The 26,144-nt window shown below is 70.3% G+C and carries 24 protein-coding genes and 1 tRNA gene; 7 read left to right on the forward strand and 18 right to left on the reverse strand.

The genetic code is table 11. The annotated features are described in order from the left end of the window. Positions 1-2 precede the first annotated feature (2 nt). From CED_RS03775 to CED_RS03790, 4 genes are all read right to left on the reverse strand, one after another. Positions 3-647, reverse strand: coding sequence for an ATP/GTP-binding protein (locus CED_RS03775; protein ID WP_011438687.1), 645 nt, complete (start codon positions 645-647; stop codon positions 3-5). After that, the gene (locus CED_RS03780; RefSeq protein ID WP_011438686.1) at positions 628-1,002 is read right to left on the reverse strand and encodes a DUF742 domain-containing protein; all 375 of its coding nucleotides are present in this window, start codon (positions 1,000-1,002) and stop codon (positions 628-630) included. Before CED_RS03780 ends, CED_RS03775 begins: the two co-directional genes overlap by 20 nt. Continuing rightward, the gene (locus CED_RS03785; RefSeq protein WP_035908639.1) at positions 999-1,409 is read right to left on the reverse strand and encodes a roadblock/LC7 domain-containing protein; all 411 of its coding nucleotides are present in this window, start codon (positions 1,407-1,409) and stop codon (positions 999-1,001) included. Before CED_RS03785 ends, CED_RS03780 begins: the two co-directional genes overlap by 4 nt. Before the next feature lie 3 nt (positions 1,410-1,412). Beyond that, positions 1,413-2,963, reverse strand: a complete 1,551-nt coding sequence (locus CED_RS03790; RefSeq protein ID WP_035908640.1) for an ATP-binding protein — start codon at positions 2,961-2,963, stop codon at positions 1,413-1,415. A gap of 310 nt (positions 2,964-3,273) precedes the next feature. Here CED_RS03790 and CED_RS24990 point away from each other — a divergent pair, with 310 nt between their 5' ends. Beyond that, the gene (locus CED_RS24990; RefSeq protein WP_165758285.1) at positions 3,274-3,417 is read left to right on the forward strand and encodes a hypothetical protein; all 144 of its coding nucleotides are present in this window, start codon (positions 3,274-3,276) and stop codon (positions 3,415-3,417) included. 105 nt (positions 3,418-3,522) lie between these two features. Beyond that, positions 3,523-3,611: transfer RNA gene (locus tag CED_RS03795), tRNA-Ser, on the forward strand. A gap of 568 nt (positions 3,612-4,179) precedes the next feature. Here CED_RS03795 and CED_RS23370 read toward each other — a convergent pair. Next, complete coding sequence (locus CED_RS23370; RefSeq protein WP_198030930.1) at positions 4,180-4,326, reverse strand: hypothetical protein; 147 nt, start codon at positions 4,324-4,326, stop codon at positions 4,180-4,182. Between the two features lie 958 nt (positions 4,327-5,284). On the opposite strand from CED_RS23370, the gene CED_RS03800 reads away from it, so the two are divergent. Next, a complete protein-coding gene (locus tag CED_RS03800; protein ID WP_035908688.1) occupies positions 5,285-5,875 on the forward strand; it encodes a hypothetical protein in 591 nt (196 codons plus the stop codon). A 46-nt stretch (positions 5,876-5,921) separates the two neighbouring features. Here CED_RS03800 and CED_RS03805 read toward each other — a convergent pair whose 3' ends face one another. The 4 genes from CED_RS03805 to CED_RS03820 form a co-directional block, all read right to left on the reverse strand. Next, positions 5,922-6,344 (reverse strand): DUF3817 domain-containing protein, encoded by a 423-nt coding sequence (locus CED_RS03805; RefSeq protein ID WP_084680678.1) that lies wholly within the window; start codon positions 6,342-6,344, stop codon positions 5,922-5,924. Continuing rightward, a complete protein-coding gene (locus tag CED_RS03810) occupies positions 6,344-6,778 on the reverse strand; it encodes a hypothetical protein (RefSeq protein WP_049761022.1) in 435 nt (144 codons plus the stop codon). Before CED_RS03810 ends, CED_RS03805 begins: the two co-directional genes overlap by 1 nt. Positions 6,779-7,180: 402 nt before the next feature. Then, positions 7,181-8,113, reverse strand: coding sequence for a hypothetical protein (locus CED_RS03815; protein ID WP_023840741.1), 933 nt, complete (start codon positions 8,111-8,113; stop codon positions 7,181-7,183). A 658-nt stretch (positions 8,114-8,771) separates the two neighbouring features. Beyond that, on the reverse strand, positions 8,772-9,551 hold the full coding sequence (locus CED_RS03820; RefSeq protein WP_235186874.1) for a SigE family RNA polymerase sigma factor: 780 nt from the start codon (positions 9,549-9,551) through the stop codon (positions 8,772-8,774). Between the two features lie 914 nt (positions 9,552-10,465). Between CED_RS03820 and CED_RS03830 the strand changes: the two genes are divergently transcribed. After that, entirely contained in the window at positions 10,466-11,458 is a 993-nt protein-coding gene (locus CED_RS03830) for an NAD(P)H-quinone oxidoreductase (protein ID WP_084588325.1), read from the forward strand. A gap of 81 nt (positions 11,459-11,539) precedes the next feature. After that, on the forward strand, positions 11,540-12,112 hold the full coding sequence (locus CED_RS03835) for a bacterial proteasome activator family protein (RefSeq protein WP_035908641.1): 573 nt from the start codon (positions 11,540-11,542) through the stop codon (positions 12,110-12,112). Between the two features lie 128 nt (positions 12,113-12,240). On the opposite strand, the gene CED_RS03840 is transcribed toward CED_RS03835, so the two are convergent. The 3 genes from CED_RS03840 to CED_RS03850 all read right to left on the reverse strand — a co-directional run bounded on the left by CED_RS03840 (position 12,241) and on the right by CED_RS03850 (position 16,443). Then, positions 12,241-13,791 (reverse strand): metallopeptidase TldD-related protein, encoded by a 1,551-nt coding sequence (locus CED_RS03840; protein ID WP_084680679.1) that lies wholly within the window; start codon positions 13,789-13,791, stop codon positions 12,241-12,243. Then, complete coding sequence (locus CED_RS03845) at positions 13,788-15,356, reverse strand: TldD/PmbA family protein (RefSeq protein ID WP_084680680.1); 1,569 nt, start codon at positions 15,354-15,356, stop codon at positions 13,788-13,790. Before CED_RS03845 ends, CED_RS03840 begins: the two co-directional genes overlap by 4 nt. Positions 15,357-15,648: 292 nt before the next feature. Continuing rightward, positions 15,649-16,443 (reverse strand): Cof-type HAD-IIB family hydrolase, encoded by a 795-nt coding sequence (locus tag CED_RS03850; RefSeq protein ID WP_011438672.1) that lies wholly within the window; start codon positions 16,441-16,443, stop codon positions 15,649-15,651. Positions 16,444-16,655: 212 nt separating this feature from the next. Here CED_RS03850 and CED_RS03855 point away from each other — a divergent pair, with 212 nt between their 5' ends. After that, positions 16,656-16,985 (forward strand): phosphoribosyl-ATP diphosphatase, encoded by a 330-nt coding sequence (locus CED_RS03855; protein ID WP_241882770.1) that lies wholly within the window; start codon positions 16,656-16,658, stop codon positions 16,983-16,985. 40 nt (positions 16,986-17,025) lie between these two features. Further along, entirely contained in the window at positions 17,026-17,874 is an 849-nt protein-coding gene (hisG, locus tag CED_RS03860) for an ATP phosphoribosyltransferase (RefSeq protein ID WP_035729385.1), read from the forward strand. Between the two features lie 16 nt (positions 17,875-17,890). Here the strand turns inward: hisG and folE are convergent, their stop codons facing one another. The 6 genes from folE to CED_RS03890 all read right to left on the reverse strand — a co-directional run bounded on the left by folE (position 17,891) and on the right by CED_RS03890 (position 26,118). Continuing rightward, positions 17,891-18,625 (reverse strand): GTP cyclohydrolase I FolE, encoded by a 735-nt coding sequence (folE, locus tag CED_RS03865; protein ID WP_035908691.1) that lies wholly within the window; start codon positions 18,623-18,625, stop codon positions 17,891-17,893. After that, entirely contained in the window at positions 18,622-20,883 is a 2,262-nt protein-coding gene (gene ftsH / locus CED_RS03870; protein WP_035908643.1) for an ATP-dependent zinc metalloprotease FtsH, read from the reverse strand. Before ftsH ends, folE begins: the two co-directional genes overlap by 4 nt. Positions 20,884-21,118: 235 nt before the next feature. Further along, positions 21,119-22,906 (reverse strand): hypoxanthine phosphoribosyltransferase, encoded by a 1,788-nt coding sequence (hpt, locus tag CED_RS03875; protein WP_035908644.1) that lies wholly within the window; start codon positions 22,904-22,906, stop codon positions 21,119-21,121. An 82-nt stretch (positions 22,907-22,988) separates the two neighbouring features. After that, positions 22,989-24,110, reverse strand: coding sequence for a zinc-dependent metalloprotease (locus CED_RS03880; protein WP_035908645.1), 1,122 nt, complete (start codon positions 24,108-24,110; stop codon positions 22,989-22,991). A 94-nt stretch (positions 24,111-24,204) separates the two neighbouring features. Further along, positions 24,205-25,656 carry a D-alanyl-D-alanine carboxypeptidase/D-alanyl-D-alanine-endopeptidase gene (gene dacB, locus CED_RS03885; RefSeq protein WP_035908646.1) on the reverse strand — a complete coding sequence of 484 codons (1,452 nt, stop codon included), beginning with the start codon at positions 25,654-25,656 and terminating at the stop codon, positions 24,205-24,207. 9 nt (positions 25,657-25,665) lie between these two features. Continuing rightward, positions 25,666-26,118 (reverse strand): hypothetical protein, encoded by a 453-nt coding sequence (locus CED_RS03890; protein ID WP_035908647.1) that lies wholly within the window; start codon positions 26,116-26,118, stop codon positions 25,666-25,668. Positions 26,119-26,144 lie beyond the last annotated feature (26 nt).

Genomic DNA, 26,144 nt, shown 5'->3' on the forward strand with positions numbered 1-26,144 from the left:
ACTTACTCCGTGGCGGCCGAGGCGGCCACCGGGGCCGCGGGTTGGGTGGACAGCCAGTACAGGTAGCGCATGAGGGCCAGCAGGGTGTCCCGGCTCGAGGCCCGGCTGCGCGCGTCGCACGCGACGATCGGCACGGCGGCCGGCAGATCCAACGCGGCACGGACCTCGTCCAGCGGGTGGTTCGGGGCGTCCGGGAAGACGTTGACGGCCACGATGAACGGCACGCCGCCGTCCTCGAGCCGCCCGATGACGTCGAAGCTGGCCTCGAGCCGCCGGGTGTCGACCAGCACGACCGCGCCAAGGGCTCCCTCGAACAGGCCTGTCCACAGAAACCAGAAGCGCTGCTGTCCGGGCGTGCCGAACAGGTAGAGCACCAGTTGCTCGTTGATGGTGATCCGGCCGAAGTCCATGGCCACGGTGGTCGCATCCTTCTGCTCGACCCCGCGGACGTCGTCTACCCCGATGCTGACCTCGGTCATCGTCTCCTCGGTCGTCAGCGGTCTGATCTCGCTGACGGAGCCGACCAGGGTCGTCTTGCCGACGCCGAACCCGCCGACCACGACAATCTTGACCGCGGTGGCGGCCGAGGCGGGCAGCGCGTCCTCGCGCGCCGGTCCGACGGCCAACTCAGAGCCTCTGGAGTCCATTCATCACCGCCTTGAGCAGTTCAGGATCGCCGATTCCTTCCATGCGCACCGAGGCGCGCACCTCGACGAGCGAGTCCCTGAGCAGGTCGGAGACCAGGATGGCGACCACGCTGAACGGCAGCTTGAGGTAGGCCGAGATCTCCGCCATGGACAGGGGCCAGTAACACATGCGCAGGATGGACGCGTGTTCCGGCTGCATCTCGGGCCGGCCCGCGGCCCGCGCCACCACGAGGGTGACCAGGTCGATGTCGGCCCGGCGGCCCGAGGCGCCGCGCCCGCCGGTGAGGACGTACAGGCGCTCGGGACCGCCCTGCTCCCAGGCGCAGGACGCGTCGTTGATCGGGGACGGGGTCACCCGGCCGTCCTCTCCTCCATCCGCGGCGGACTGGTGAGATGCTCACCGATACGTGCGACCAGGTTGCGCATCTGCTGTCCCATCANCCCCGCGTCCNCCCCTTCGTCGGCCAGCACCGCGAGGTATGCGCGCGCGCCGGCCGCCATGAGGTAGAAGAATCCCCCGCCCACCTCGATCACCACGAGCCGCATCCGCTTGTCCCCCTGCGGGAACTCGGCGCCGACGGCGGCGGACAGGCTCTGCAGTCCGGCGCACGCGGCCGCGAGGCGGTCGGCGGTGTCCACATCCGTGTTGTACTGGGCCATGCGCAGGCCGTCCGCGGTCAGGACGATGATATGCCGGGTGCCTGGCACGCTCTCCGCAAGGTCCTTGAGCATCCAGTCCATGCTGGGCCGCAGGTGGTCCATCGGCTACTCGCTTTCCTTACTCGACGCATCGTCAGTCAAAGCGTGCTGGGTGCTCGTGCTTTCGCCGGAGACCGCGTTCTGGAACGCGGCAAGCCACAGCCCGGGCGGCGGGGGCGGGGCGGCGGGAGCGGATGCGTTACTCGACACGGGCGGGGGCGGGGCGGCGGGAGCGGATGCGTTACTCGACACAGGCGGGGGCGGGGCGGCGGACTGCGGCCCGCGCGGCGCGGTCAGGCTCCGCTGGCTGCCGCTCCCGTTGAGCGGGGCGGTGACGCCGCGCCTGCGCTGCGGCAGGCCGTTGTTGTTGATCTTTATGCGCTGCGGCTCCTCCGACTCCAGGGCGATGGCGGGCATCGGCGTGTTCGGGTTCGGCCGGACCGCGGCGCCCGGGCTGGCCGCGGACAGCGGCACGGCGGNGGCCAGGNCACGTGGGATGATCAGCACGGCGCGCACGCCGCCGTACGCCGAGGGCCGCAGCGAGACCTGAAAGCGGTGGGTCTGCGCGAGCCGACCGACCACGGACAGGCCGAGGCGCGGGTTCCCGCCGAGGTCAGCGAGGTCGAGGCCCGACTTGACCTCGGCGAGCACCCGCTCGGCGCGCAGCCGGGCCTCCTCGCCGAGGCCGACGCCGCCGTCTTCGATCTCGACCGCGATCCCGGACTGCACCTCGACCGCGGTCATGTGCACGCGGGTCTGCGGCGGCGAGTACCGGGTGGCGTTGTCCAGCAGCTCGGCGAGCGCGTGGATGAGCGGTTCGACGGTGGGTCCTGAGATGGCGACCTCGACCACCGAGTGCAGTTCGACGCGTTGGTAGCCGATGATCCGGGACATCGCGCCGCGCAGCACGTTGAACAGCGGCACCGGATGCTGCCACTGCCGGCCGGGGCGGGATCCGCCGAGCACGGCGAGCGAGTCGGCGAGCCGGCCGATCAGCGCGGTGCCGTGGTCGAGGCGGAGCAGGTCGTCGAAGACATCGGGGTTCCCGCCGTGCCGCTCCTCCATCTCGCGCAGATCCTGGAACTGCTGGTGCACGATGGCCTGGACGCGACGGGCGACGTTGACGAACGCGCGCTGCGAGGAGTCGCGCAGGTCCTCTTCCGCCTTGACCGCTTCGAGGACCGAGCGGACCACGTCGTCGTGCGCCTTGATGAACGCGGCGCCGAGGGCGGGCGACTGGCTCGAGCCGGACAGCGCCTCCTCGACCGAGTCGCCGCGGTGCAGCCGACTGATCGCGGCGGGCAGCACCTCGACGGCGAGGCGGCTGGTCTCGGCCTCCTGTATCTCCAGGCGGTGCATGAGTTCCTGCTCGGTGGCGGCCTGCCGACGGCGCAGATGGACGATCTCGTGCCCGCGGCGGCGGATCTCGGCGCAGGCCAGGCCGACCGTGACCGCCGCGACGAGGCNGCACACGGCAACAGCGCGCCGGGCGTGCGGGGCGACGAGAAGGATGGCNGCCACTGTACAGAGTGCGGTCAGGGCTGCCGCTACCAGAGCACTGTAGACGACGGAGAAGTCGCCTTCCGAGCCACGAGGTGACGGTCGCTTGCGCTTCATTCNCAGAACCTTGGTCTGATTGTGGGCGTGTGTCGGTGACCGACGGGGACGGGGAGAACAGTCACGGGCGCGGCCCGCGGAGAGACTCGCGCGCCGACGAGGGCCCGACGGCGATGTTCTGACTGGGCACGCGGCTACCTTGCTCAGTGTTCGCGGTTCTGATGTCTCTCCGGATAGGTCTGACGTTATATCCAGGGCTTCGGCGAGATCGCACCGCGCCGCTATCAGTGACCTTGAGTAGCCGGCCACCCTGTCTGACAGCATGAGGTAAGACAGTTCCCTGTGTCACAGCTGCATCTCGGGCTGGCTGATGGACGGGGTCAGCGTGCAGCAGGCTGCGGAGCGGGCGGGTAACAGCCCTGCCGTGATCTGGCGGACGTATGCGCGGTTGCTCGACGGAGGGGAGCAGGATGCGGTGCGTCGGCTCGCTGCCGCACGGCGGGCGGACGGCTAGAATGGGAGGCGTGAGGGCGCCTACCGGGCGTCCTTCGGCGTTTCTGTACCGTGCCTGTATCGAGCCGGAGGAAAAATGTTACGATAAGGTTAAAGTCGCAGGCTGGGAGGGCTCGCCTAGTGGCCGATGGCGGCGGTCTTGAAAACCGCTACGGGGAGTGATCCTCGTCGTGGGTTCGAATCCCACGCCCTCCGCTTTGCCAGGCTTTTTGTCGCCGGAGACAGCTGGCGACGATCAGCCTGGAACACCTGAAGATCCTTGTGGGCACGAAATGGGCACGCTGGGACGTGACCGGGGATCACAGCCACCGTCCCCGCTGCCTTCTGCCTCGCTGAGCGCAGCAGGTGGACATATAGCGTCCCTGTAATGGCTGTCGAGCGGGCCCGGCGGATGCGGGCCCGGCGGGAAATGTGGAGGGNGAGCGACGGNGTGGAGACCGTGAACCGTGACTGACCCTCCACGCTTCAGCCGCCTCACGAAGCGCACTTTGTGGGTGGGCGTGTAGGAGCGGGAATCTCTCTCCAGGAGAAGCTCGTCGCGCGGGGGCCGCAGTCGCCCGCAGGCCGAACCCTTCTGAGCGGGACTGGGCCTGCTTCGCGGGACTGGGCCTGGTCGACTCCGATCCGATGTACGGATCCTGCACCATCGGCCTCGGCGACAGGCAGGAACTGCTCATCCGGTTCCGCACCGACGGGCACGTGGCCCGCGCAGCACCATCGGGCGACTCGGAATGGAGCGGCCGGTCTCGATGAAACTGATGCGTCAGGCGGAACTGTCGGCTCGCAACGCCAGTCCGAGCTGACTGATCCGGCGTCGCTCCCGCCACCCTCGCAGCAGTGCGCCGGCACTCACGCCCGGGATCCCCTCACCGCCGGCCCTGGCGATGGCGTCCGTCCTGCGTTCGACCATAGCCAGTCTAGTGATATTACTGTGTGTCAGTAGTTATTTTTTGCCTGTCCGGCGATGTTCCAGGTGTCGCTCGGCCCGGCACGGTTGTTNCCGGCGCGGGTTCCTGCCGGCGGTCGGCCTTCGCCGATGACGACCCGTCCGGGCGGAACGCTCTGGTTCGCGAGCTCCGGAAGCGTTGCCGCAGGACAATCACCCTGAACACTCGACAGCCGGTTGCGTGACGCTTGTGCAGGTCTGCGACAGGATGGCCGGGTGCCTCCCCGTCGGTCGACATCCCCTCGCGCGATCCCGGCCGCCATCACCCCACCTCGGCGTCCACGCGCGGTTTCCGTCACACTCCGTTCCCCAGATGAACAAGCCATCCAGCAGGCGTTGCCGATCCAGGTCTCTCGTCGCCGGCAGCCCGACAAGACAGCGCATATCCCGGTCACGGCCAGTTGTGCCGGCTGCGAAGAGCGGTGGACCGATCCGGCCACGACCCATTGCGGGTCCTGCCACCAGTCCTGGCCGACGGTGCAGGGCTTCGATGAGCATCTGGTTGATTGCCCGGCTCATCCGGTGATCGCGACTCGTCGGGTCAAGCGGGAGCGTGAGCCGTCGGGCGCCAACGTGGCCTAAGTCCGTCCTCCCCCGTGACCGCGGTCTTCCTCCGCATGCGGCCGGTTTCCGCCGGACGTCTTGGTCACGGGCGATCGNCGGCCGGTAGGCGGCCGAGGTGTTTTCGAGCCGCCGTCCCGGCCGAGCCCGGATCATGACGGTGAGGCCCGGCACCGAAGGTCGGAACCACTCGGCGATTCCGTGCAACGGACCGGTGAGGCGGGCGAGAAACTGCTACGTTCCAGCGCTGGAGTACCCGTGAACGCCGCCGCACCGTGTCGATCATCCGGCCGGGAGTCCGTCCGTGCCGTGCGTCATCGGATCGCGGATCGCGGATCGCGGGCTGAGGACGGAGGAACGGATGACGGTCTGCGGATTGGTCCGGCTGGACGGGGCGGAGGTCCGGCGGGCGTCCCTGACCGCCATGCTGGCCTCATCGTCGTTTGGGCTGCCCGCCGCACGCGGTGTCCACCTCGACAGAGCATTCGGGGCGGTGACCGCCGCGGACCTGCGGGCGGACCCGACTCCGCCGATCGCGGTCGACGACGCGGGGCTCGTGGTGATCGCGGATCGTCCACCTCGCCGTCCCGAGGGAAACGAGACGGCCCGGATGCTGGCGGCCGCCTACCGCAGCGGCGGCAAGTGGGCGTTGCTCCGGTCCACCACGCGGACGGTGACGATCGTCNGGGNCCCGCGGCGCGCCCAGCTGGTCCTCGTGCGACCCGCCAGTACGGCCGACGAACTGATCACCTGGTCGGACGGGCGCCTGTTTGCCTTCGGTACCGAGGCTGACCAGGTGCTGTCCGCGGAGATACTCGCTCCGCCCTCCCGGTTGGCCCGGCTCCGGCGGCTCACCGCCGGTGAGGTCCTGACGATCGCCGTGCCCGCCCGTCTCCGCCGACCCGCACCGGCGGCGCTCCGCCTGGCCGGAGTCGACTCGGACGTGTCCTGAGGCGACGTCTCCCGGCGCTCTGCGCGTGCTGCGTGGACTGCGCGTGCTACGCGGGCTTCGCGGACTTCGTGGGCCNGGTGGCNGGGCCGACCGGAGCCGCGGCGGCGGACAGCTGGCTCNCCCGCANAAGGAACGTGACCCGCCGCTCGGCGAAGAACGACAGGAACGGGATGGTGCCGGCAAGCATGATCAGGATTGTCCGGGTCGAGGACAGCCGGCAACGGTTCGCCAGATCGAAGGAAGCGGCAAGGTACACCATGTACAGCACACCGTGGATCGGGCCGACGGCCGCGACGATCGTGTCGCTGCCGCCGATGTACTTCACCGGCATACCGATGCACACCAGCACGATTAGCCCTACGCCGACGATGTAGGCGATGGCCCGGTACCGCAGCAGGGACGCGCGAATCGCTGTCGCGGAGGCACGTCCTGTGGTGGCCGTACGGGTGGGGTCGGGCAATGCCGTCATCAGCGGGCTCCGTTGATGTGCTTGAGGGCGTCCCGAAGGGCGTCACGCTCGTACAGTGAGGCGAGATAGCGGTTGTAGGCGTCGAGTTCGTCGTCCTCGGCGGACTGCTCGGCGCCGCCGGTCGTCAGCATTTTGGGGCCCCTGTCGAGATCCGGTCGCCAGGGCGCCTCGGGGGCGATCCGGCCGTGGGCACCCCACCGCGGCCCGGTGGTGTCCTTGGGTGCCAGATCCTCCTTCATCATCTTCACCCACCAGTACACGACGAAGGCGGCGAAGACAGGCCACTCGACCCCGTAGAAGAGGTTTTGCAGCGATCCCTGCGGGGATTCGCCCTTCGTCAGCTGCCAGATGCCCATGCGGATGAAGAATGCGATCAAGAGGAGCGCGAGGAGATGACGCGCGATCCACGAGGGTGACAACAGCAGCCGACGCACGAGGTTGACGCTACCTCTCCCCGGCCGGTCGGCGTAGGGCGCGTGGCACCTTCCCGCGACCGGACTCACACTCGGACCGGACTCACACTCGGACCGGGGCGCCGGGTGGCGTGGGAGAGGTCGCGAGGGGCTGGCCGACCTTGGCCGGGCCGGCCAGCCCGCGTGCCGCCGTCGACGGCCGCTTGGCGACCCGTCCGCCGGGCTGGGGGGGTTAGCCGGGGAGCGAACGGGCCGAAACACCGCCGGACCTCCTGGCGCGGGGGGCCGGTATGGCGTTCATCTGTCAGTCGTCCGACGGAGGTTGATTGGTTGCCGTCGTTGTGAAGATTTTTCTTCCGCATGGTTGCCTGTGGTTCCGCATGGTCAAGTGCAGACCCCCGTAACCGGCGCAGACCCGCGCCGTCAGCGCAGGACTGCGGCCGCCAGCGTCCAACCCGATGTGCCCCCGCTGGAGATGGTGACCGACGTCGTGCCGATTCCGGCAGGCAGCCCGATGCTCACCACTCCATCGGCCGAGCCGTCGGCGATCGGTGAAGGCAGGGTCTGGGTGAAGGTCTGCGTGCCGCCGATGGAGGTGACGATGATCTGCACCCGCCCGGAACCGGATCCGAGGAGGACGTCCAGGGTGAGCGGAGACTGCGAGACGAAGACCGTCAGCCGGGCCGAGCCCTGCAGGGACAGCCGGTCGGTGTCATCCACACCGGTCGCGACCGGTGTGCCCTCCGTCCAGTCGAATCCCGAGGATGACGGCACGGACGTGCCCAGCAGGGTGCCGGTGTCGATCAGCGGCATCACGATGGCGGCCCGGTTCTGCACACCGTCCCACGAGCCCCCGAACAGCACCCAGTCGAGAGTGCCGGGGCCCGGAAGCCGTACCCGTGATCCACTGGGGAAGGGGGCGACGGTGCTGGTGTAGATCCCGCCGCCGAGGCCCGCGAACGTTCCGCCGGGCAGGGAGGATCTGCTGTCACCATGGTTCGCGGACGGTCCTGTGGACGGTCCCGCGGACGGTGACGGTGCGCCGCCGCCACCGCTCGCGGACCCCGGGTCCGCCGGGTCCGGGCCGGCGGACCTCCGTGCGGCGCTCGCATCGCTCGTCGCGTCCGGGACGGCGGCGCTGACCCCGGATGTTCCGGCGGGGCTCGACCTGGCCGGTTCCGGTGGAACCGCCGCAGTGGCCTGGGGCGACGTGACCGGCGTCCGTACGACCGGAGACGTCGTGACCAGCGTGGCGGACGGCCGCGGCTTTGCCGTGACGGTCGTTGTGGGCGGAGCCGGGGAGTTCGATCCCGACGGCCCCAGCAGGGCCAGGGCCGTCAGGGCCGTGATGCTCATGATGGCGAGTAGTGCCCCCGTGATCGTGCCGCGTCGGGCGACCGAGCGCCGCCGGGAACGGGGCCAGTGGTGGGACCGGGGGAGCCGGTCGGGGCTGGTGGNCCGGCTGGATCGGCGCCGTCGGCTCGATGGGGTCTTCGCGACGGTACGGCCCAGGCGGTGCTGCCGGGTGATGATCCGCCCATCCCCGGTCCGGGTGCCGGAGCCGATCGAACCAAGCGGTCTGAGTGGTCCGTTAGCGCTGAGTGGACCGCTCGGGCCGACAGGTCCGATCGGGCCGAGGGGGCGGATGATCGTGCTGCTCAGGGGAGCATCGACCGCTGCCGCGACACGTCCGCGGATGCGATCGGAGTCGGGGTGGTGCCGGCCCATCTCGGCGCTCAGCATGCCGCGGAGTCGGTCGGGGAACGGAAGCTCCCCCAGGCCGCCGCCATGACCGTCGCCGCCGCGGAACTCGCCGACGCGATCGGCTGACCCTCGACCATCCGCGCTCGGGCTGCTGGTTTCGCGGTCGCCTGTTCCGTGGTCGCTGATCACGCGGTCACCCGTCTCCGGAGTGGAGGGACGGCAATCGGCCGGAGGCTCGCCGCGCCGCGCTGCCGCGCCACCCTGCGCATCATGATCGAGCTCCTGGAACCCCGGGCGCCTTCTGCGTCATCTATGCCTCGCCGACTCGCTGCTGCCACCAGGGCCATAGCTTGACGCGGCCGAGGCGGGCGAACGCCGACGGGCTCGGNCCCGCCGGNTTGCCGGACTGACCACTGCCCCGCCGCCGTCCCAGGCGACCCGAGCCCGACCGGGAGCCATTCATCCGGGAACTGCCCGATCGGGATGTGGCGCCGCGTGATGTGCCCGGCCGACCGGACGATACCTGTGGCCTCGCCACCTCCGCGGCACCGGCCGGCGGCAGCTCGGTGTTCTGGAGAATCCGCTCCAGTTCGGCGACTCCCTTGGCGGTCTGGCTCTTCACCGTGCCGACAGAGATACCCAGCGTGCGNGCCGTCTCGATCTCCGACAGGTCGAAGGCGTAGCGGAGCACGACACAGGCACGTTTGCCTGGCGGCAGTGTCATCAGCGCGGAGCGCAGATCCATGACCGCGGGGAGATCGGGTATCCGCGCCGACTGGTCGGCTCGCTGACCAAGGAAGAGCAGCCCGCGTCGCTCGCGGACGACCTTCCGGACCCGGTCGGCCGCCAGGTTGGCGACGATCCGCCGGACATACGCCAGTGGAAGGTCCGCGGAGCGGACCCGGTCCCAGGCGGACCAGGCGGCCGTCAGGGCGTCCGCGGTGATGTCGTCCGCGACGTCGTGATCGCCGGTCAGGAGATACGCAAACCGGCTCAGCTCGCGGTGATGTCTCTCGAAGAAGGCATGAAACTCCGCCTGGGTATGGGGATGTTCGGGCTCGTCGTCGGCCGCGACCGCTTCCACTGGCACGCTCCCCGGGCCCGTCGAGGCCGGCGCGTCCGCGGCGCCGGCCGGACAGCCGATGCTGTGGTCGTCTGTCACTGGTTGCAGAGAACCATGAGTTCAGGGCGATATGCATATGACGGTAGCGACTCGATCGGGTATGCGTCGTGGTACCTGGATGCCGAGTGGGGCGGTCACTGTTAATACGCTCGAAGCAGTGGCTTTACCCTCGGTCCGATGATGTCGGGCTGGCCACACATGGTGATGGTCCTGGCGCGCGTTGACATCGGCCACGGGGGCAAACCCGTCTCGGACCGGCCGAGGCAGCCACATTATAGGACATAGGGGCATAGGACTTGACGGCATAGGATCGGAGATGCGAGCCGATGAACCGAGATCCGGACGGGACAGCCGCGATGACGGGGCGGCGCACGGATGCGCGACGCCGGTCCAGCGGGGTGACCGGCGACCAGGCCGCGGCGAGGGACGAGCCGCCGACATGGGATGCTAGGACGATGTTTCCGCCGCGACGCCCGCCGGGTACGGCGAAATCTATGTCTGCCCTGTCTGGTCCGGCTGCCCTGTCCGCCCGGTCTGGTCTGTTTACCCGGTCTGGTCTGGTTGCCCCGTCTGTCGTGATGCCCGAGGCCGTCCGNCCCCATCGCCCGAGTCCCCCGCCCCCGCTCGATCCGGACACCCCGATCCCGGATGATCCCGGCCCGCTCCTGCCCGACGCTCCTGACCTGCCGCCGGCTCCGCACGAGCCCTCCCCGTACACCGAGCCGGTTCCCGGCGCACCCCAACCGGAGCCCGAGCCGGTCTGAGGCCCGAGCCGGCGTCCGTCCACCCCACCGGAACATCCGTACGGCCGCGGCATGAACATGCCCGCACGCCGGATGATGCCGCGGCATCGCGTGCCGAGGAGCCGTAGCGTGTGACGGATGCATGCTGTGACGGTGAAAGCGCCCGGTGGGCCCGAGGTCATGACGTGGTCGACGGTGGCGGACCCTCCTGCCCCGGGGCCGGGCGAGGTTACCCTGGAGGTGGTCGCGACGGCGGTGAACCGCGCGGACCTGCTCCAGCGGCAAGGTTTCTACCCGCCGCCGCCCGGTGCCTCTGAGATCATCGGGATGGAGTGCTCCGGGCGGGTGGCGGTTCTCGGCGCNGGCGTGGACCGGGTTGAGGTCGGGGCCGAGGTGTGCGCGCTGCTCAGTGGGGGCGGCTACGCGAGTCGGGTGAACGTGCCGGTCGGCCAGGTGCTGCCGGTCCCGGCCGGGGTCGACCTCATCACGGCGGCCGCTCTGCCCGAGGTCGCCTGCACGGTGTACTCCACGGTGTTCGGCATCGCCGGTCTGCGTGACCGCGAGGTCTTCCTCGTGCACGGCGGGGCGTCCGGCATCGGGACCTTCGCGCTCCAGGCGGTCCGCGCGCTGCGTCCGAACGCGCTGGTCGCGACCACCGCCGGCACCGCGGCCAAACTGGCCAGGGTGCGGGAGCTCGGCGCCCACATCGCGGTCTCCTACCGTGACGACGACTTCGTCGCCAGGATCCGCGAGGCCACCGACGGCCATGGGGCGGACGTCATCCTCGACAACATGGGTGCGGCGTATCTCGCCCGCAACGTCGCCGTGCTGGCCGTGGGAGGCCGTCTGGTCGTCATCGGCCTGCAGGGCGGGGTGAAAGGGGAGCTCAACCTCGGCGCCCTGCTCACCAAGCGGGCGGCGGTCCACGCCGCGTCGCTGCGCGGGCGGCCGGTCGAGGAGAAGGCCGACATCGTGACCGGTGTCCGCGGCGACTTCTGGCCGGCGATCGAGGCGGGGGCGATCCGGCCGGNCATCGATCGGGNGCTGTCGATCACCGAGGTCGCGCGGGCGCACCAGCATGTGGCTGATTTCGGACATGTCGGAAAGGTGGTACTCACGATCCCGGAATGACCCTCGATGGGTGACACCCGGCGTGACCGTGGAGGCGAAGCCAGTGCCGTGGGAGGCGGATCACGGGGCAGGATAGGGGGCATGACGGATCAACCGGAACCCCGCGTCGTGGTCGTCGGGCCTGACGGCGCGCTGCACGAGACCGCGGACTCGGGGGTACCCGACCGGCCGGTGCGGCCGCTGGCCCCGGACGGTGGCCAGGCGCCGCAGGCCGCGGAGGAGCTGGACGGCGGCAACCCCATCGCCGCGCTGGTCTCCCAGCCCGACAAGGTGATGCGCATCGGTACCATGATCAAACAGCTGCTCGAGGAGGTCCGGGCCGCCCCGCTGGACGACGCGAGCCGAGTCCGGCTGCGCGAGATCCACCGCAGTTCCATCCAGGAGCTCTCCGACGGGCTTGCCCCGGACCTGCGCTCGGAACTCGATCGGCTGTCGCTGCCGTTCGACGAGGAGCGCACGCCGTCGGACGCCGAGCTGCGAATCGCCCAGGCACAACTGGTCGGCTGGCTCGAGGGTCTGTTCCACGGCCTGCAGACCGCGCTGTTCGCCCAACAGATGGCCGCCAAGGCTCAACTCGAGGAGATGCGCCGACGGGCCCTGCCGAGCGGGCAGCAGCCCGGCAGCGAGACGNTCGGCCGCGGGGCCTACCTCTGACTGACCCGTTTTTCATTGACCCGTCCCCGAATCGACCCGTCCCCGAATCGACCCGCGATGGTGAACCGGGAGCCATGGCTGCTCGCGGTTCACCATCGATGGTTCGATGCCCCCGGCCCGGCCGGCGGTCAGTTCGCCGGGCTGACCGAGGACATGTTGAAGTCGGGGATCCGTACCGCGGGCATGCGGGTGAGCGTGAACCAGTCCGCCCATTCCCGCGCCATGGTGCGGGTGGTGGCGCCGATCTCGGCCAGGCGGCCGAGCAGGTCGACCGGTGACTCGTTGAAGCGGAAGTTGTTGACGGCCCCGGTGACCTCACCGTTCTCCACCAGGTAGACCCCGTCCCGGGTGAGGCCGGTGAGCAGGAGCACCTCGGGATCGACTTCGCGGATATACCACAGGCTGGTGAGCAGGAGCCCGCGTTTCGTCGAGGCGATCATCTCCTGCAACGACGCGGAGCCTCCGCCGTCCAGGATCAGATTGTCGATCATCGGGGTGGTCGGGACCCCGGTGGCACGGGCGGACGCGCGGGTCTCCACGAGGGCGGCGAGGGTGCCATCCGAGATCCAGTCGGTGGGCCTCAGCGCCAGTCCGTTGTCGAAGACGCTGGACATCGACGAGGAGGACTGCGCGGTCACGAAGGGGGTCGTCGCGAGTTCCGGGTCGTGCGGATCGCTGGCCAGCCGCAGTCCCGCCGGTCCGATCGCCTCGCCGAGACGCGTGCCGCCGCCGGCCCGGCTGAAGACCGTCCGGCCCTCGGCCGCGTCCCGACCGGCAGCCGTCCAGTACATGTAGATCATCAAATCCGCCACCGCGGAGGGCGGCAGCAGCGTCTCGTACCGGCCGGCCGGCAGTTCCAGCGACCGTTCGCACCAGGCCAGCCGGTCGCGCAGCGCCGCGTCGGTACCCGCGACGTCGACGTCGGTGAAGTCACGGGTCGACTGGCCGTGCCAGACCGAGCCGCCGGGAACGCCGCTCTTGGCGTTCCACTCCACGCTGCCGGTCGGCTGGCTGTACCGCAGCCGCAGCCCCGTCGACGTCCCGAGCCACGTGGTGGTCAGATTGTGCTCGGCGAAGCCGAACAACCGCCGCCCGCCCGCCCGCGCCGCGGCGAACGCCTCCGCGAGGTCCCGGGCGAAGGAGGCGAACACCGTGGTGCTGGTCCGGGCGGCCGGATCGGTGAAGGCCTCGGCCGCGTCACCCGCCGACCCCGCACCCGCCGACCCCGCACCCGCCGACCCCGCACCCGCGCCGACGTCCGTCGTGTCCAGCCCGAGCAGGTCCGTGTAGTCCTCGGCATCCTCGGCGTCCCGGGCCGCGTCCTCGGCGGCGCGGACGAGTTCCGCGAGGCCGTCGGCATCGGTGGGATGCGGCAGGTCGGTGGGACGCGCGGTGGGGTGGCCGCCGGAACCGGGGGAGTCGATGGTGGAGGCCGTCCGCACCCCGAACGAGCGGCCGATGACGCTGATGACGGTGATCGACCGATCCCGGCTGGCGCCGTTGGTCGTCAACGTGTTGTTGGCCCAGCGCAGGTTCACCGCGCTGGACTCGGTGGCGATCACTACGCAGCCGTCCGCCTTCGACAGGCCCAGGGCGCGTTCGACGATCTCATGGGCGGTCTCGCGCACCGTGCTTCCTCCGTCGGCTGAGGCTGGTTGCGGTCCGGCCGGCCGGCTCATCGACCGGCCTCTCGGCGAGCATTGAGAATGTTGGTGGCGCGGAACAGAGCCGACGGGCAGCCGTGGCTGACGGCCGCGACCTGGCCGGGTTGGCCCTTGCCGCAGTTGAACGCACCGCCCAGCACGTAGGTCTCGGGGCCTCCCACGGCCTCCAGGGATCCCCAGAAGTCGGTCGTCGTCGCCTGGTAGGNGACGTCGCGGAGCTGGCCGACGATGCGACCAGCGCGGATCTCGTAAAACCGCTGGCCGGTGAACTGGAAGTTGTACCGCTGCATGTCGATCGACCAGCTCTTGTCCCCGACGACGTAGATGCCGCGGTCGACCCGGCTGATCAGCTCCTCGGTCGACGGGCCGCCGGGCGCCGGGAGCAGGGAGACGTTCGCCATCCGCTGGATCGGCACATGGGCGGGGGAGTCGGCGAACGCGCAGCCATTGGAGCGGTCGACCCCGAGCACGGCGGCATTGCGGGCCGCCATCGCCCGGTCGAGCTGATAGCCGACGAACTGGCCGTCGCGGACGATGTCGAACCGGCGGGTCTGCACGCCCNCGTCGTCGTAGCCGATGGTCGCGAGCCCGTGCAGGGCGGTGCGGTCCCCGGTGACGGTCATCGCCGGGGAGCCGTACCGCAGCGTGCCCAGCTGGTCGAGGGTGACGAAGGAGGTACCGGCGTAGGCGGCCTCGTAGCCGAGCGCCCGGTCGAGCTCGGTGGCGTGCCCGATCGACNCGTGGATCGTCAGCCACAGGTTCGACGGGTCGATGACCAGGTCGTACGGCCCTGGTTCGACTGAGGAGGCCCTGGACTTCTCGGCGAGCAGACCCGGGATCAGATCGATCTCGCTCTCCCAGTCCCAGCAGCCGGCCGCGGGGCCCGCCACCAGCCACTCCCAGCCTCGACCGACGGGCGGGGCGATCGNGCGCATCGACTCGAAGCCGCCCGCGGGATCGACCCGGGTCGCCTCGATCTGGCAGATCACCCGCACCCGTTGCTGTGTCGTCGTGGTCCCGGTCAGGTCGGCGTAGTACTTGTTCTCCATCACCGCGCTGAACCGGCCGTCGACATGGTCGACATCGTGCGCCGCGAACAGCGTCCGACACAGGCCGCCGACCCGTTCGACCCGGTCCCGGGCGTCGACCGCGAACGGATCGGTCGCGTAGGCCGAGACCCAGACCGCGTCGGTGTGGGTCGGTTCCGCGGCGAGTTCGACTGGTTCGGAGTTGAGCGGGGCGGCGACTCGGNCCATCTCGACGGCTTCGCGGGCCAGCCGCGCCGCCTCGTCCGNCGTCAGGTCGACGCCGGCGGCGAAACCCCAGGTGCCGCCGTGCACCACCCGGACAGCCAAGCCCAGCGTCGCGCCTTCATGGCGACTTTCCAGCGAGGCGTCGCGGAACGACAGCGAGGAGTCCTTGAGCCGTTCGACGCGGATGTCGGCGTGCGTCGCGCCGAGATCACGTGCGGTCTGCAGAGCCGCGTCGGCGAGTGCGGTGCGCGGCAGCGCGAGGAACTCGCCGTCGATCTCGTGAGCCGGCAGCCCGGATGAGGCCGAGTCCTGGACGAGGGGTGCCATGTCCCTATCCTGGCCCGTCTGTGCGACGGGTGTCGGGGCGGCATGCCCGGGTGTCGGGGCGGCATGCGGACGCTGTGCATGCGGACGCTGTGCATGCGGACGCGCTGGGAGCGCGAGACCGGGAGGCGATGCGTGTCCGGATCCGGCCGGGCAGGTATCAACGCGGCGGTCCACCGGGAATCCCCGTCGTCGACCGGGAACCGTCCGGAGGGTATTCGTGGAGAGTATCCGGCCCGGTATGCGGCCCGATCGTGATCGGGACGGACCGGAATGCCCAGGAAGATCATCGTGGTTATGGGAAAAGCCGCTCCAGGACGATCGCGACCCCGTCCTCATCATTCGACACGGTGATCTCGTCGGCGGCGGCCAGTACTTCGGGATGGGCATTCGCGACGGCGACCGCGTATCCGGCCCAGGCGAACATCGGTAGATCGTTCGGCATATCTCCGAACGCGATGACGTCGGCGGCGACCACCCCCCGCCCGGCGGCGAGTTCAGCCAGTGCCACCGCCTTCGACACCCCCGGCCCCGCGATCTCGAGAAGGTCCGCGCTGGAGGTTGTGACGACGGCGTCCACCCCGGCGAGTTCGACGATGGCGTCGTACACTTCCGTGAACGGAGCGCCCCCCCGCCGGACAAGCAGTTTCGTCGCCGGCAGGACGCCCAGCAGCTCCGAGAACTCCGCGACGATCTCCTTGGGATCCGGCCACATCGCCTCGAAGGCGGGTTCCCGGCCGAAGCGCACGCCGCTCTCGACCGCGAACACCGCGTCGGGAACCGCGGCGCGGATCGCCGCCGCCAGCCGCAGGGCCGTGGCCGATTCCAGACAGCGCTGGCTGACCGGCTCGCCGGAGTCGAGATCGAAGACCAGCGCGCCGTTCGCGCAGATCGCGAGCCCGGAGACCTCGGTCTGGGCGACGACGCCGGCCATCACCCGACTGGGTCGTCCCGTCACGAACACCACGGTCGCCCCGGCGCGTTCCACCCGGCGCAACGCCCCGCGGGTGCGTTCGGACACCGTGCCGTCGCTGCGGATCAGCGTCCCGTCCAGGTCGGTGGCGACGATCGCGGGCGGAAGCACAGTCATCAAGTCAACCAGCAACATGGCGGCCGGTGCAGGGACTCCGGTGCAGGGACTCCGGTGCAGGGACTCCGGTGCAGGGACTCCGGTGCAGGGACTCCGTCGCATCGGCTTGCCGGCTGGCCGCGGAGCGCGTGTCTGTGGTCGTCGTGTGCCGCTCCGCACCGCGGGCCCGCGGCGCGGAGGTTGTCCGCCCGGTGACGGGTAGCATGCCGAGCATGCTCCCTGCCGATCGGTCCGCCGTGCCATCCGTCGGCGCATCCGATTCGTCGAATGTATCCAACCTGAAAACATTCGACGAACTCTTCGTCGAGCTTGCCGAGAAATGGCGGCGTCGGACACCCGGCTCGGGAACTGTCGCCGCGCTCGATCAGGGCGTCCACCATCTGGGCAAGAAACTGGTCGAGGAGGCCGCTGAAGCGTGGATGGCGGCCGAGCACGAAGGCCGGGGAAGGGCCGCCGAGGAGATCTCCCAGTTGCTCTACTGGAGTCAGCTGCTGATGATTTCTCTAGGCCTTTCGCTGGACGACGTATACTCCCATCTGTGATCGATGTCCTGCCCTTTCTCGTAGACGCTGAGTAGTGACGATGCTTCGTATCGCGGTTCCGAACAAGGGGGCGTTGTCGGCCGCCTCCGGTCAGTTGCTCTCCGATGCCGGCTACCTCGCGCGGCGCGAGGGGAGCGAGCTGGTGATCGCCGACGTCGAGAACGACATCGAGTTCTTCTTCCTGCGCCCTCGGGATATCGCTGTCTACGTCGGGTCGGGTCGTCTCGATCTTGGCATCACCGGGCGTGATCTCCTCCTCGACAGCAGTGCCGCCGCCGAGGAGCTCGTTCCGCTTGGATACGGGTTCGCCACGTTTCGTTACGCCTCTCCGGAGGGGACGCTCGCGGACATCACGGAGCTCGCCGGCAAGCGGATCGCGACGTCGTTCCCCGCGCTGGTCCGAGCCGACCTTGCCGGCCGGGGGGTCACCCCGGGTGACATCGTGACTCTGGATGGTGCGGTCGAGACGGCGGTGCGGCTCGGTGTCGCGGACGCGGTCGCCGACGTGGTCGAGACCGGCCGTACGCTCAAGGCCGCGGGTCTGGAGCTGCTCGGCGAGCCGGTCCTGCGCTCGGAGGCCATCGTGATCGCCAAGAGAGGCGCGGACCTGTCCCCTTCGCATGAGCGTCTGCTGCGCCGGATCCAGGGGGTTCTGGTCGCCCGGCGGTACGTGATGATGGACTACGACGTTCCGACGGCCGTGCTCGACAAGGCATGCGAGATCACGCCGGGCTACGAGTCCCCGACGATCTCTCCGTTGCAGCGCGAGGACTGGGTCGCGGTGCGGGCGATGGTGCTGCGCGCCGAGGTCAACCGCATGATGGACGACCTCTGGGAGCTGGGTGCCCGGGGCATCCTCGTCTCCGGGATTCAGGCCTGCCGCCTGTAATCCCTGCCACCCGGAGCTACCTGTGCAGGATGAGCGACATGCCCTCGTTGCGGGTAGCGGTGCTGAGGAACTGGCCACGCACCGCGGATGTCACCGTGGTGGCCCCGGGCTTGCGCACACCGCGCATCGACATGCACAGGTGCTCCGCCTCGATGACGACCATCACTCCGCGCGGGTCGAGCACCTCGACGAGGGCGTCCGCGATCTGCGAGGTCAGCCGTTCCTGGACCTGCGGACGACGGGAGTAGAGGTCGACCAGCCGGGCAAGCTTCGACAGGCCCGTGATCTGGCCCTTGCTGTTGGGGATGTAGGCGACGTGCGCCTTGCCGGAGAACACGACCANATGATGTTCGCACAGCGATGAGAAATCGATGTCGCGGACCAGCACCATCTCGTCGTGACCCTCATCGAAGACGGTGGTCAGGACCTCGGAGGGATCCCGGCCAAGACCCTCGACGGCTTCCCGGTACGCCCGCGCGACCCGGTCCGGGGTCTTGCGAAGACCCTCGCGGTCCGGGTCCTCGCCGATCCCGATCAGTAGCTCACGAACCGCGCGTGCGACTCGGTCGTGGTCGAAGGGACGGACCTGCCGCGGCCTGCCATTGCCCGGCGCCAGGGNTGACGCAGCCGGTCCGTCGCCGTCGGGGTCCGGGATGCCGAAACCGTCCATTCCTGGGGCCTCCGCCGCGGGAGATGATTCACTTCGTCGTTCGCCCGCGGCAGTGGACGCCTCGTCGGAATAAGACGTCAACGGCGTCTCCTCTCGTCGTCGCTCGGCCAGCTTGGCGGGGCCCACGGGTTGGCGATCCTCGGCCCGTCATGGGCCGGACCCNCCCCTCCGGGGGGCGCCGGCGTGCCCTGGCCCTGGGGATAACCGTGCCCCCCGGGGCTGCCATTCCCACCCGGACCACCGACATCCGTGCCGTGCGGTACGCCCCCGCCCGGACCGGACGGGTCGACCCCGGGGCCCGAGCCCGCTGGTGCCCCCGGCACGCCGGCGGGCTGACCGTGACCGCCGGCCCTGTTGCCCCCGGTTCCGTTGCCGCCCGGTCCGCGTCCGGCGGCACCATTACCGTGGCCCGGGTCGTTCACCAGGTCGGCGACATCCGCCGTCAGCAGGCCGAGCTCGGCCGGGGTCTGCACCGGTGGCCGGTCGGAGGGGACGCGACGCCCCACCCCGGTGTAGATGCCACGCACGGGGCGTTTCTGGACCGTCGCGAAGACCTCGGCGACCTCGTCCTTGCTCAGCGTCTCGGTGTCCATCAGCCGCAACACGAGGTTGTCCAGTACGTCCCGGTAGGTNACCAGGATCTCCCAGGCCTCGTCGTGTGCGGCCTCGATCAGCCGGCGCACCTCGATGTCGATCTCACTGGCGACCTCTTCGGAGTAGTCGCGTTGGTGGCCGACCTCCTTGCCGAGGAAGACCTCGCTGTTCTCGGTGCCGAACTTGATCGCGCCGAGCTTGTCGCTCATCCCGTACTGGGTGATCATTGCTCGCGAGATCTGGGTGGCCTTCTCGATGTCGTCGCTCGCCCCCGTGGTCGGGTCGTGGAACACCAGCTCCTCGGCGGTGCGCCCGCCGAGCAGGACGGCGAGGCGGTCGAGCATCTCCGAGCGGGTCGAGAGGTACTTGTCCTCCAGGGGAAGCTGCATCGTGTACCCGAGCGCGCGCCCCCGGGGCAGGATGGTCACCTTGTGCACCGGGTCGGAGTTGGGCAGCGCGTGCGCCACGAGGGCGTGGCCGCCCTCGTGGTAAGCGATGCGCTTCTTCTCCTTGTCGCTCATCGCGCGGGTCTTGCGCTCCGGTCCCGCCATCACGCGGTCGATGGACTCCTCGAGCAGCGCCGACGAGATGAATTTCAGGTTGGAGCGGGCGGCCAGCAGGGCTGCCTCGTTCAGTACGTTGGCCAGATCGGCACCGGTGAACCCGGGGGTCCGCCGGGCGATGACCATCATGTCGGCGTCCGGGCCGATCGGCTTGCCCTTGGCGTGCACCCGCAGGATGGCCTCGCGGCCGAGCAGGTCCGGCCGATCCACGACGATCTGCCGGTCGAAGCGGCCGGGCCGCAGCAGGGCCGGGTCGAGGATGTCGGGCCGGTTCGTCGCGGCGATGAGGATGACCCCGCCCTTGACGTCGAACCCGTCCATCTCGACCAGGAGCTGGTTGAGCGTCTGCTCCCGCTCGTCGTGGCCACCGCCGAGTCCCGCTCCGCGGTGGCGGCCCACGGCGTCGATCTCGTCAACGAAGATGATGGCGGGCGCGTTGGCCTTGGCCTGTTCGAACAGGTCGCGAACCCGGCTGGCGCCGACACCGACGAACATCTCGACGAAGTCGGAACCCGAGATGGAGTAGAAGGGCACCCCGGCCTCACCCGCGACGGCCCGGGCCAGCAGCGTCTTGCCGGTTCCCGGCGGGCCGTAGAGCAGGACCCCCTTGGGAATCTTGGCTCCGATCGCCTGGAACTTGCCCGGGTTTTCGAGGAACTCCTTGATCTCCTCGAGCTCCTCGATGGCCTCGTCCGCACCGGCCACGTCGGCGAACGTCGTCTTCGGCGTGTCCTTGCTCACCAGCTTCGCCTTGGACTTGCCGAAGTTCATGACCCGGTTACCGCCGCCCTGCATCTGGTTCATGAAAAAGAACAGCAGAAGGACGACCAGCAGTACGGGCAGCAGGTTCAGCAGGAGCGAGACCAGGATGTTTCCACGGTCGACCGAGACGTCGTAGGCGACCCGCTTGTTGCGGAGCTCGTTCGCCAGGACGACACCCTGTTCGGTGACATAGGACGACTCGAACTTCTGGCCGTCCTTCGTCTGGATCTGGATGAGCTGCTTCGAATCCTGGATCTTGGCCTTCGCCACCTGGCCTTCGTCGATCTGCTGCTGGACGAAGTTCAGGTCTCGCTTGCCGTACTCACTGGGACCCGAGAGGACGCCCGTCGTGAGAATGATCACGAACAGGACCAGGAGCAGCAGTGGCACCCAGCCGCGGAAGATTCTTCTTGGAGTCATCTGTCTGGAGCNCCGGACACGAGCGCTCCACCCTCCTGACGTGTGTGCTGCCCTCGATCGGGATTCCCTTGTGCCGAGGGTACCGCCGGTGCGCGCATCTCACCGCGCGTACATCCGACCAACGGATCGGCGGCCCGCGCTGTTCCGATCGTGGCGGTCTGATGGTGTTCGGTGTTTCGCTCGTGGCGGATGCGGNGACCGAGGGNGNATCCGAGCGGGCNGAAGGCCAGCGGGCTCAGGCCGGGGCGCCCCTCTCGATCGCCGCGGGCGTGAGGGTCCCGACAAACGGCAGGGTTCGATAGTACTCCGAGTAGTCAAGGCCGTACCCGACGACGAACGCGCCGGGAAGATCGAAGCCGACATATCGGACATCCACATCCACGGTGACAGCCTCGGGCTTACGGAAGAGCGCCAGGACCTCAAGCGAGGCGGGGCCGCGTGAGCGCAGGTTCTTCAGCAGCCAGGACAGGGTCAGCCCGGAGTCGATGATGTCCTCGACCACCAGGACGTCCCGGCCCTCGATCGACCGGTCCAGATCCTTGAGGATGCGCACCACCCCAGACGAGGAGGTTGACGACCCGTACGAGGAGACCGCCATGAACTCCATGGTCAGCGGGACCGTCAGCGCGCGGGACAGGTCCGCCATGACCATGACGGCGCCCTTGAGCACGCCCACGAGCAGGATCTCCCGGCCGGCGTAGTCGGCGTCCACCCTGGCCGCGAGCTCAACGATCTTCGCGGCGATCTCGTCCGAGCTGACCAGGACCTCGGCGATGTCGGGATGCGGGCTGTGCCGGGGGCCGTCATGGGCGCCTCCGGTGTCGGGGGTCGTCGTCGCGGTCTGACTCACCTGGTCGTCCTCCTTGATGTGTGGCGCGGTGACGGCATCCGACCGTCNGGCGGCATCCGACCGTCGGGCGGCGGGGCCGGCTGGCGGCGGTGGAGGAACCACCGGCCCGGTCAGCGTGACCCTGTTCTCCCATCGCCGGGCAAGCACGCCGGTGGGAAGCGGTACCGGCTTCTGCCCGCGCCACCGCGTCACCAGCTCCTCCACCGCCCAGATGTGCTCCGCGCGCAGCGCGGAGGCCGACGCTCCGACGTCGATGGCCGCCCGGCGCAGCAGCCGACCGCGGACCGCCGCGGTGAGCCCGGCCAGCGCGGCGACGTCGAAGGCGACCTCGCCGGTGCACGGCCGGCCACGAGCCCTGACGACCTTGCCGTAGACCTCGGCGGCCATGGCGTCCAAGGCGTCCGCGTCGGCCCGCAGCAGATCGGCACTGCGCGCCAGCGACTCGGCGATGCCCGGGCCGAGCTCCGTCTCCATCACTGGCAGGACCGTGTGACGCACCCGGGACCGGGTGAACGCTGGGTCCCGGTTCGTCGGGTCATCCCNCACCTCGAGCCCCTCGGCGAGGCAAGCGGCCCTGGTGTCCGCGCGGCGGATCCCGAGCAGTGGCCGGCTAAGCAGGCCGTCGTCAGCCGACATCCCCCCGAGGGAGCGGGCGCCCGCGCCCCGCGCGAGCCTCAGCAGCACCGTCTCGGCCTGGTCGTCCAGCGTGNGGCCGAGAAGCNCCGCCNGGGCGCCGAGCCGGTCGGCGGCCGCCGCGATCGCGGCCCGCCGTGCCTGTCGGGCGATCCCCTCGGAGCGAGCGGTGTGCTCGGTCAGGACCTCCACCGGATCCAGGCCGAGGGCCCGACCCTGGCGGGCGACGCGCTCCGCCCGTTCGGTCGAGCCGGTGTCCCAGCCATGATCGACCGTGACCATGCCGGCCCGCAGGGCGCGGCGGGGGGCGACGAACGCGAGGGCCGCGGCGAGCGCCAGGGAGTCCGGGCCGCCGGAGCAGGCGACCAGCACTAGTCCGCCGGGTGGCAGGTCGGTGACCGCGCGGCGAACCGCCAGCCTGACTGCCGCGACCGCGGGAGTGGGAGATCTCGACGAGAGAACCGTGCGCGGAGCCGGATCGCCCGGTCGGACGTCGCCGGCATGGCCGGTGTGGTCCTCACCGGCGATCGGTGGGGTCACAGCGTCGGCCGGAAGGCGGATGTGGAACAGCCCGGGGAGTCGGCGGCCCCGACGACCCCCGCGGCCCCGACGACCATGGTGCTCACGCCGAGATCGGCGGGCGGCTGCCCNGGACCCNTTGCATCCANGCGGNGGGNTCGACCAGCTCGGCGCGGGTCGGCAGCGCCGCCGGTGACTCCCAGACGGTGTTGAAACCCGTTACCCCGGCCTGCGCGACCACCGCACGCACGAACGCCCCGCCCTGGCGGTACTGCTGCAGCTTGAGATCGAGACCGAGGAGCCGGCGGACGAACCGGTCGATCGGCGATCCCCCGCCGCGGCGACCCTCGAACTTCGTCCGGATGTCGGCGACGGTGGGTACGATCTTCGGCCCCACCGCGTCCATCACCTGGTCGGCGTGGCCCTCCAACAACGTCATGATGGCCTGGAGGCGGTCGAGAACCGCTCGCTGGGCCGGGGTCTGCAGCGCCTCCACGACGCTCGGGCTGTCGGCCTCCCGGTCGAACACCGCCCCGCGCAGCGCGCTCATCGCCGAGCGGACGCGGTCCGCGAGGACGTCCGGATCGAGGTCCGTGGCCTCAATGAACGCGGTGATCTCGGACTCCAGGTGGGTCCGCAGCCACGGCACGGCGGTGAACTGACTGCGATGGGTCTGCTCGTGCAGGCATACCCACATCCGGAAGTCTCGCGGCACGACCCCCATGGCCGCCTCGGCGTGCGCGATGTTCGGCGCGACCAGGCTGAGGCGCCCGACCGACCCCGGCACGTCGGGCGGACCCGGATCGTCCCTCCCGGCCTGGTACTCCTCCGGCGGGAGGAAGACCTCGTACTGGCCCAGCACCTTGCCGGCCAGATAGGCCAAGGCTGTGCCGATCTGGACCCCGGTGACCCGCCGACCGACCGCCGCGGCGAGGTTGCCGCGCTGCTGTTCGGACAGTTTGCCCAGCAACGGGGAGGTCAGCACCCGCAGACCGGCGACGTTGGAGCGGACCCACTCCAGCCGGTCCACCACGGTGATGGGGGTGGCCGGCCCGGCGGGAGTGAGCCGGGTGTAGTCCTCGACGTGCCGCTCGGCCTCGACGGCCAGTCGCCGCAGCTCCGAGACGACCTCGCCGGCCTGCTCCCGCGAGATCTGCGGGCCGGGGCGAACCAGTTTCCTCGCCGTCGTCACGGCGAGTTCCCAGTCGACCAGCTCGGCGTCCACGAATCCGAGCGTACCGGGCTCGCCCGTCGTCTGGGTCCGATCATGAACCGTGCCGAGAACGGGATGGGACGCGCCGGGGCGCCGACGGTCCTGCTCAGGTCGGTGGGCGCGATGCTGCCGGTGGGCGCGATGCTGCCGGTGGGATCGCCACGGTCGTCGACCGGGCCGGGGTGCATCCGCAGCCGGTGAGCGCCGCGGCGGCCCGGTCGAGGGCGGCCTTGGTGCTGCCCGCCTCCTCGGCGGGCGAGAGGAACGCGAAGAGGAGCAGCCTGCCGTCCGCGTCGACGAGCTGGCCCGCGAGGCTGCTGACGTTGTGCAGAGTGCCGGTCTTCGCCCGGACGTCACCCGCTCCGATGGCGGTGTCGCCAGTGGTGTAGCGGTCACCTAGCGTACCGGAGAACCCGGCTACCGGCAGCCCCGTGAGAATGGTGCGCAGCGCCGGCCGACCGGGGAGGACGGCGGCGCGCAGGATGGCCACAAGGGTCATGGGCATGATCAGGTTTGCGATGGACAGGCCGCTCACGTCGGCCAGTGCCATCCCTGCGACGGGGAGGCCCGCCTCGGCGAGGACGTCCCTCACCGCGCGGGNGGCGCNGGTGAACGAGGNGGGCAGGCCCCGCCGATGGGCGACGAGCCGTCCCAGGCTCTCGGCGAGATCGTTGTCTGACTGGGTGAGCATGCGTTCGACCAAGACCCGCACCGGCGGGCTGTAGACCGCCGCGACCCGTTGTGCGGCCGGGTCCGCCGGGCCGGTGGCCACCGATCCGACGGATACTCCGGCGGTCATGAGCGCCGCGGCGAAGGCCGTGGTCGCGGCGGCGGCCGGGGTGGGGCTGCGCGGTCCGACGGCTTCCGGTGCCGACCGTCCGGCGTCGACCTCCAGCGCCGAGACCGGGGCGACGTCCCCGTCGGTCACGTAGTTGTCGCGCCATCCCGGTGCCCGGTCCGGACCGACGAACAGCCCTCCATCGCCGATCACCCGAGCCGCCGAGGTGATACCCGCGGCCCGGACCTGAGCGGCGAGATCGCTCAGCCGGGCCAGAGCCGGATAGCCGCCGGGCGCGGTGGAGNCGGTCAGGGTCGGATCTCCGCCGCCGACGAGCCACAGTGTTCCGCCTGATGTGCGGGCGTTCCCGCCCGCGGGCGGGCTGTAGACCACGGTGGTCCGCAGCCGGTCGTCGGGGAAGGTGGTCAACGCGGCCGTGGCGACCGCGGTTTTCAACGTGGAGGCCGGTGCCACGGGGATGCGGGACCGGACGTCGAGGAGCACCCGACCCGACTGTGCGTCTATGACGAAGGCCGCGGGCCGCGCCAGAACGGGATCACCCAGCGGGCCGGCGAGGCGGGCCGCCACCGCCGCGGGCTGCGGGATCGGCGCGGCCGAATCGAGACCGCCGAGCACCGCAGCGCCCGCGCGGTCGGACCCGCTGCCGGCGAGTTCCGCGGCTGATCCGGTGGTGGGACCGACGGACAGGGACCCGGCGAGCAGCGCGCCGGCCAGGGCGGTGAGCCCCCCTACCCGGGCGACCGGTGCGGCTGACGTCACTCACCGACACTACGCAACCAGCGGGCGGTCGGCGACGGCGCGGCGGGTGAACCCGGATCCGTCGCCGCCGGCCTGCCCGGCGGTGTCCCGCCGCGACGGGACACCGAGGGTGCGACGGGACACCGGAGGTGTCGTGTCGGCGGGCGGCACTGGTACGAAGAAGGCCCCACCGGGCGTGTCGCCGGTGCCCAGCATGGTTTCGGTGCCCGGGAGATCCGGCGGTGGAAACGTGGTGGTGCCGGTGCGGTTCGGGTGGGAGTGGTTCGGGTGGGAGGCGGCGTCCGCGACACTAGGTGCGCCGTCGTGGGTGTGACGCCTCGTTGTGGTCACTGGGGTGGGTGGCCCGCGCCCCGGGCGGAGCACGTCCACCGCCTGGCAGAGCACGACGTACGGCACGAGCACGACGTACTGCGCCACGAGCACGACGTACGGCACGAGCACGACGTACTGCGCCACGAGCACGGTACGGCTCGAACGAGCACCATGTG

This window comes from Frankia sp. CeD, from assembly GCF_000732115.1.
Taxonomy (GTDB): Bacteria; Actinomycetota; Actinomycetes; order Frankiales; family Frankiaceae; genus Frankia; species Frankia casuarinae.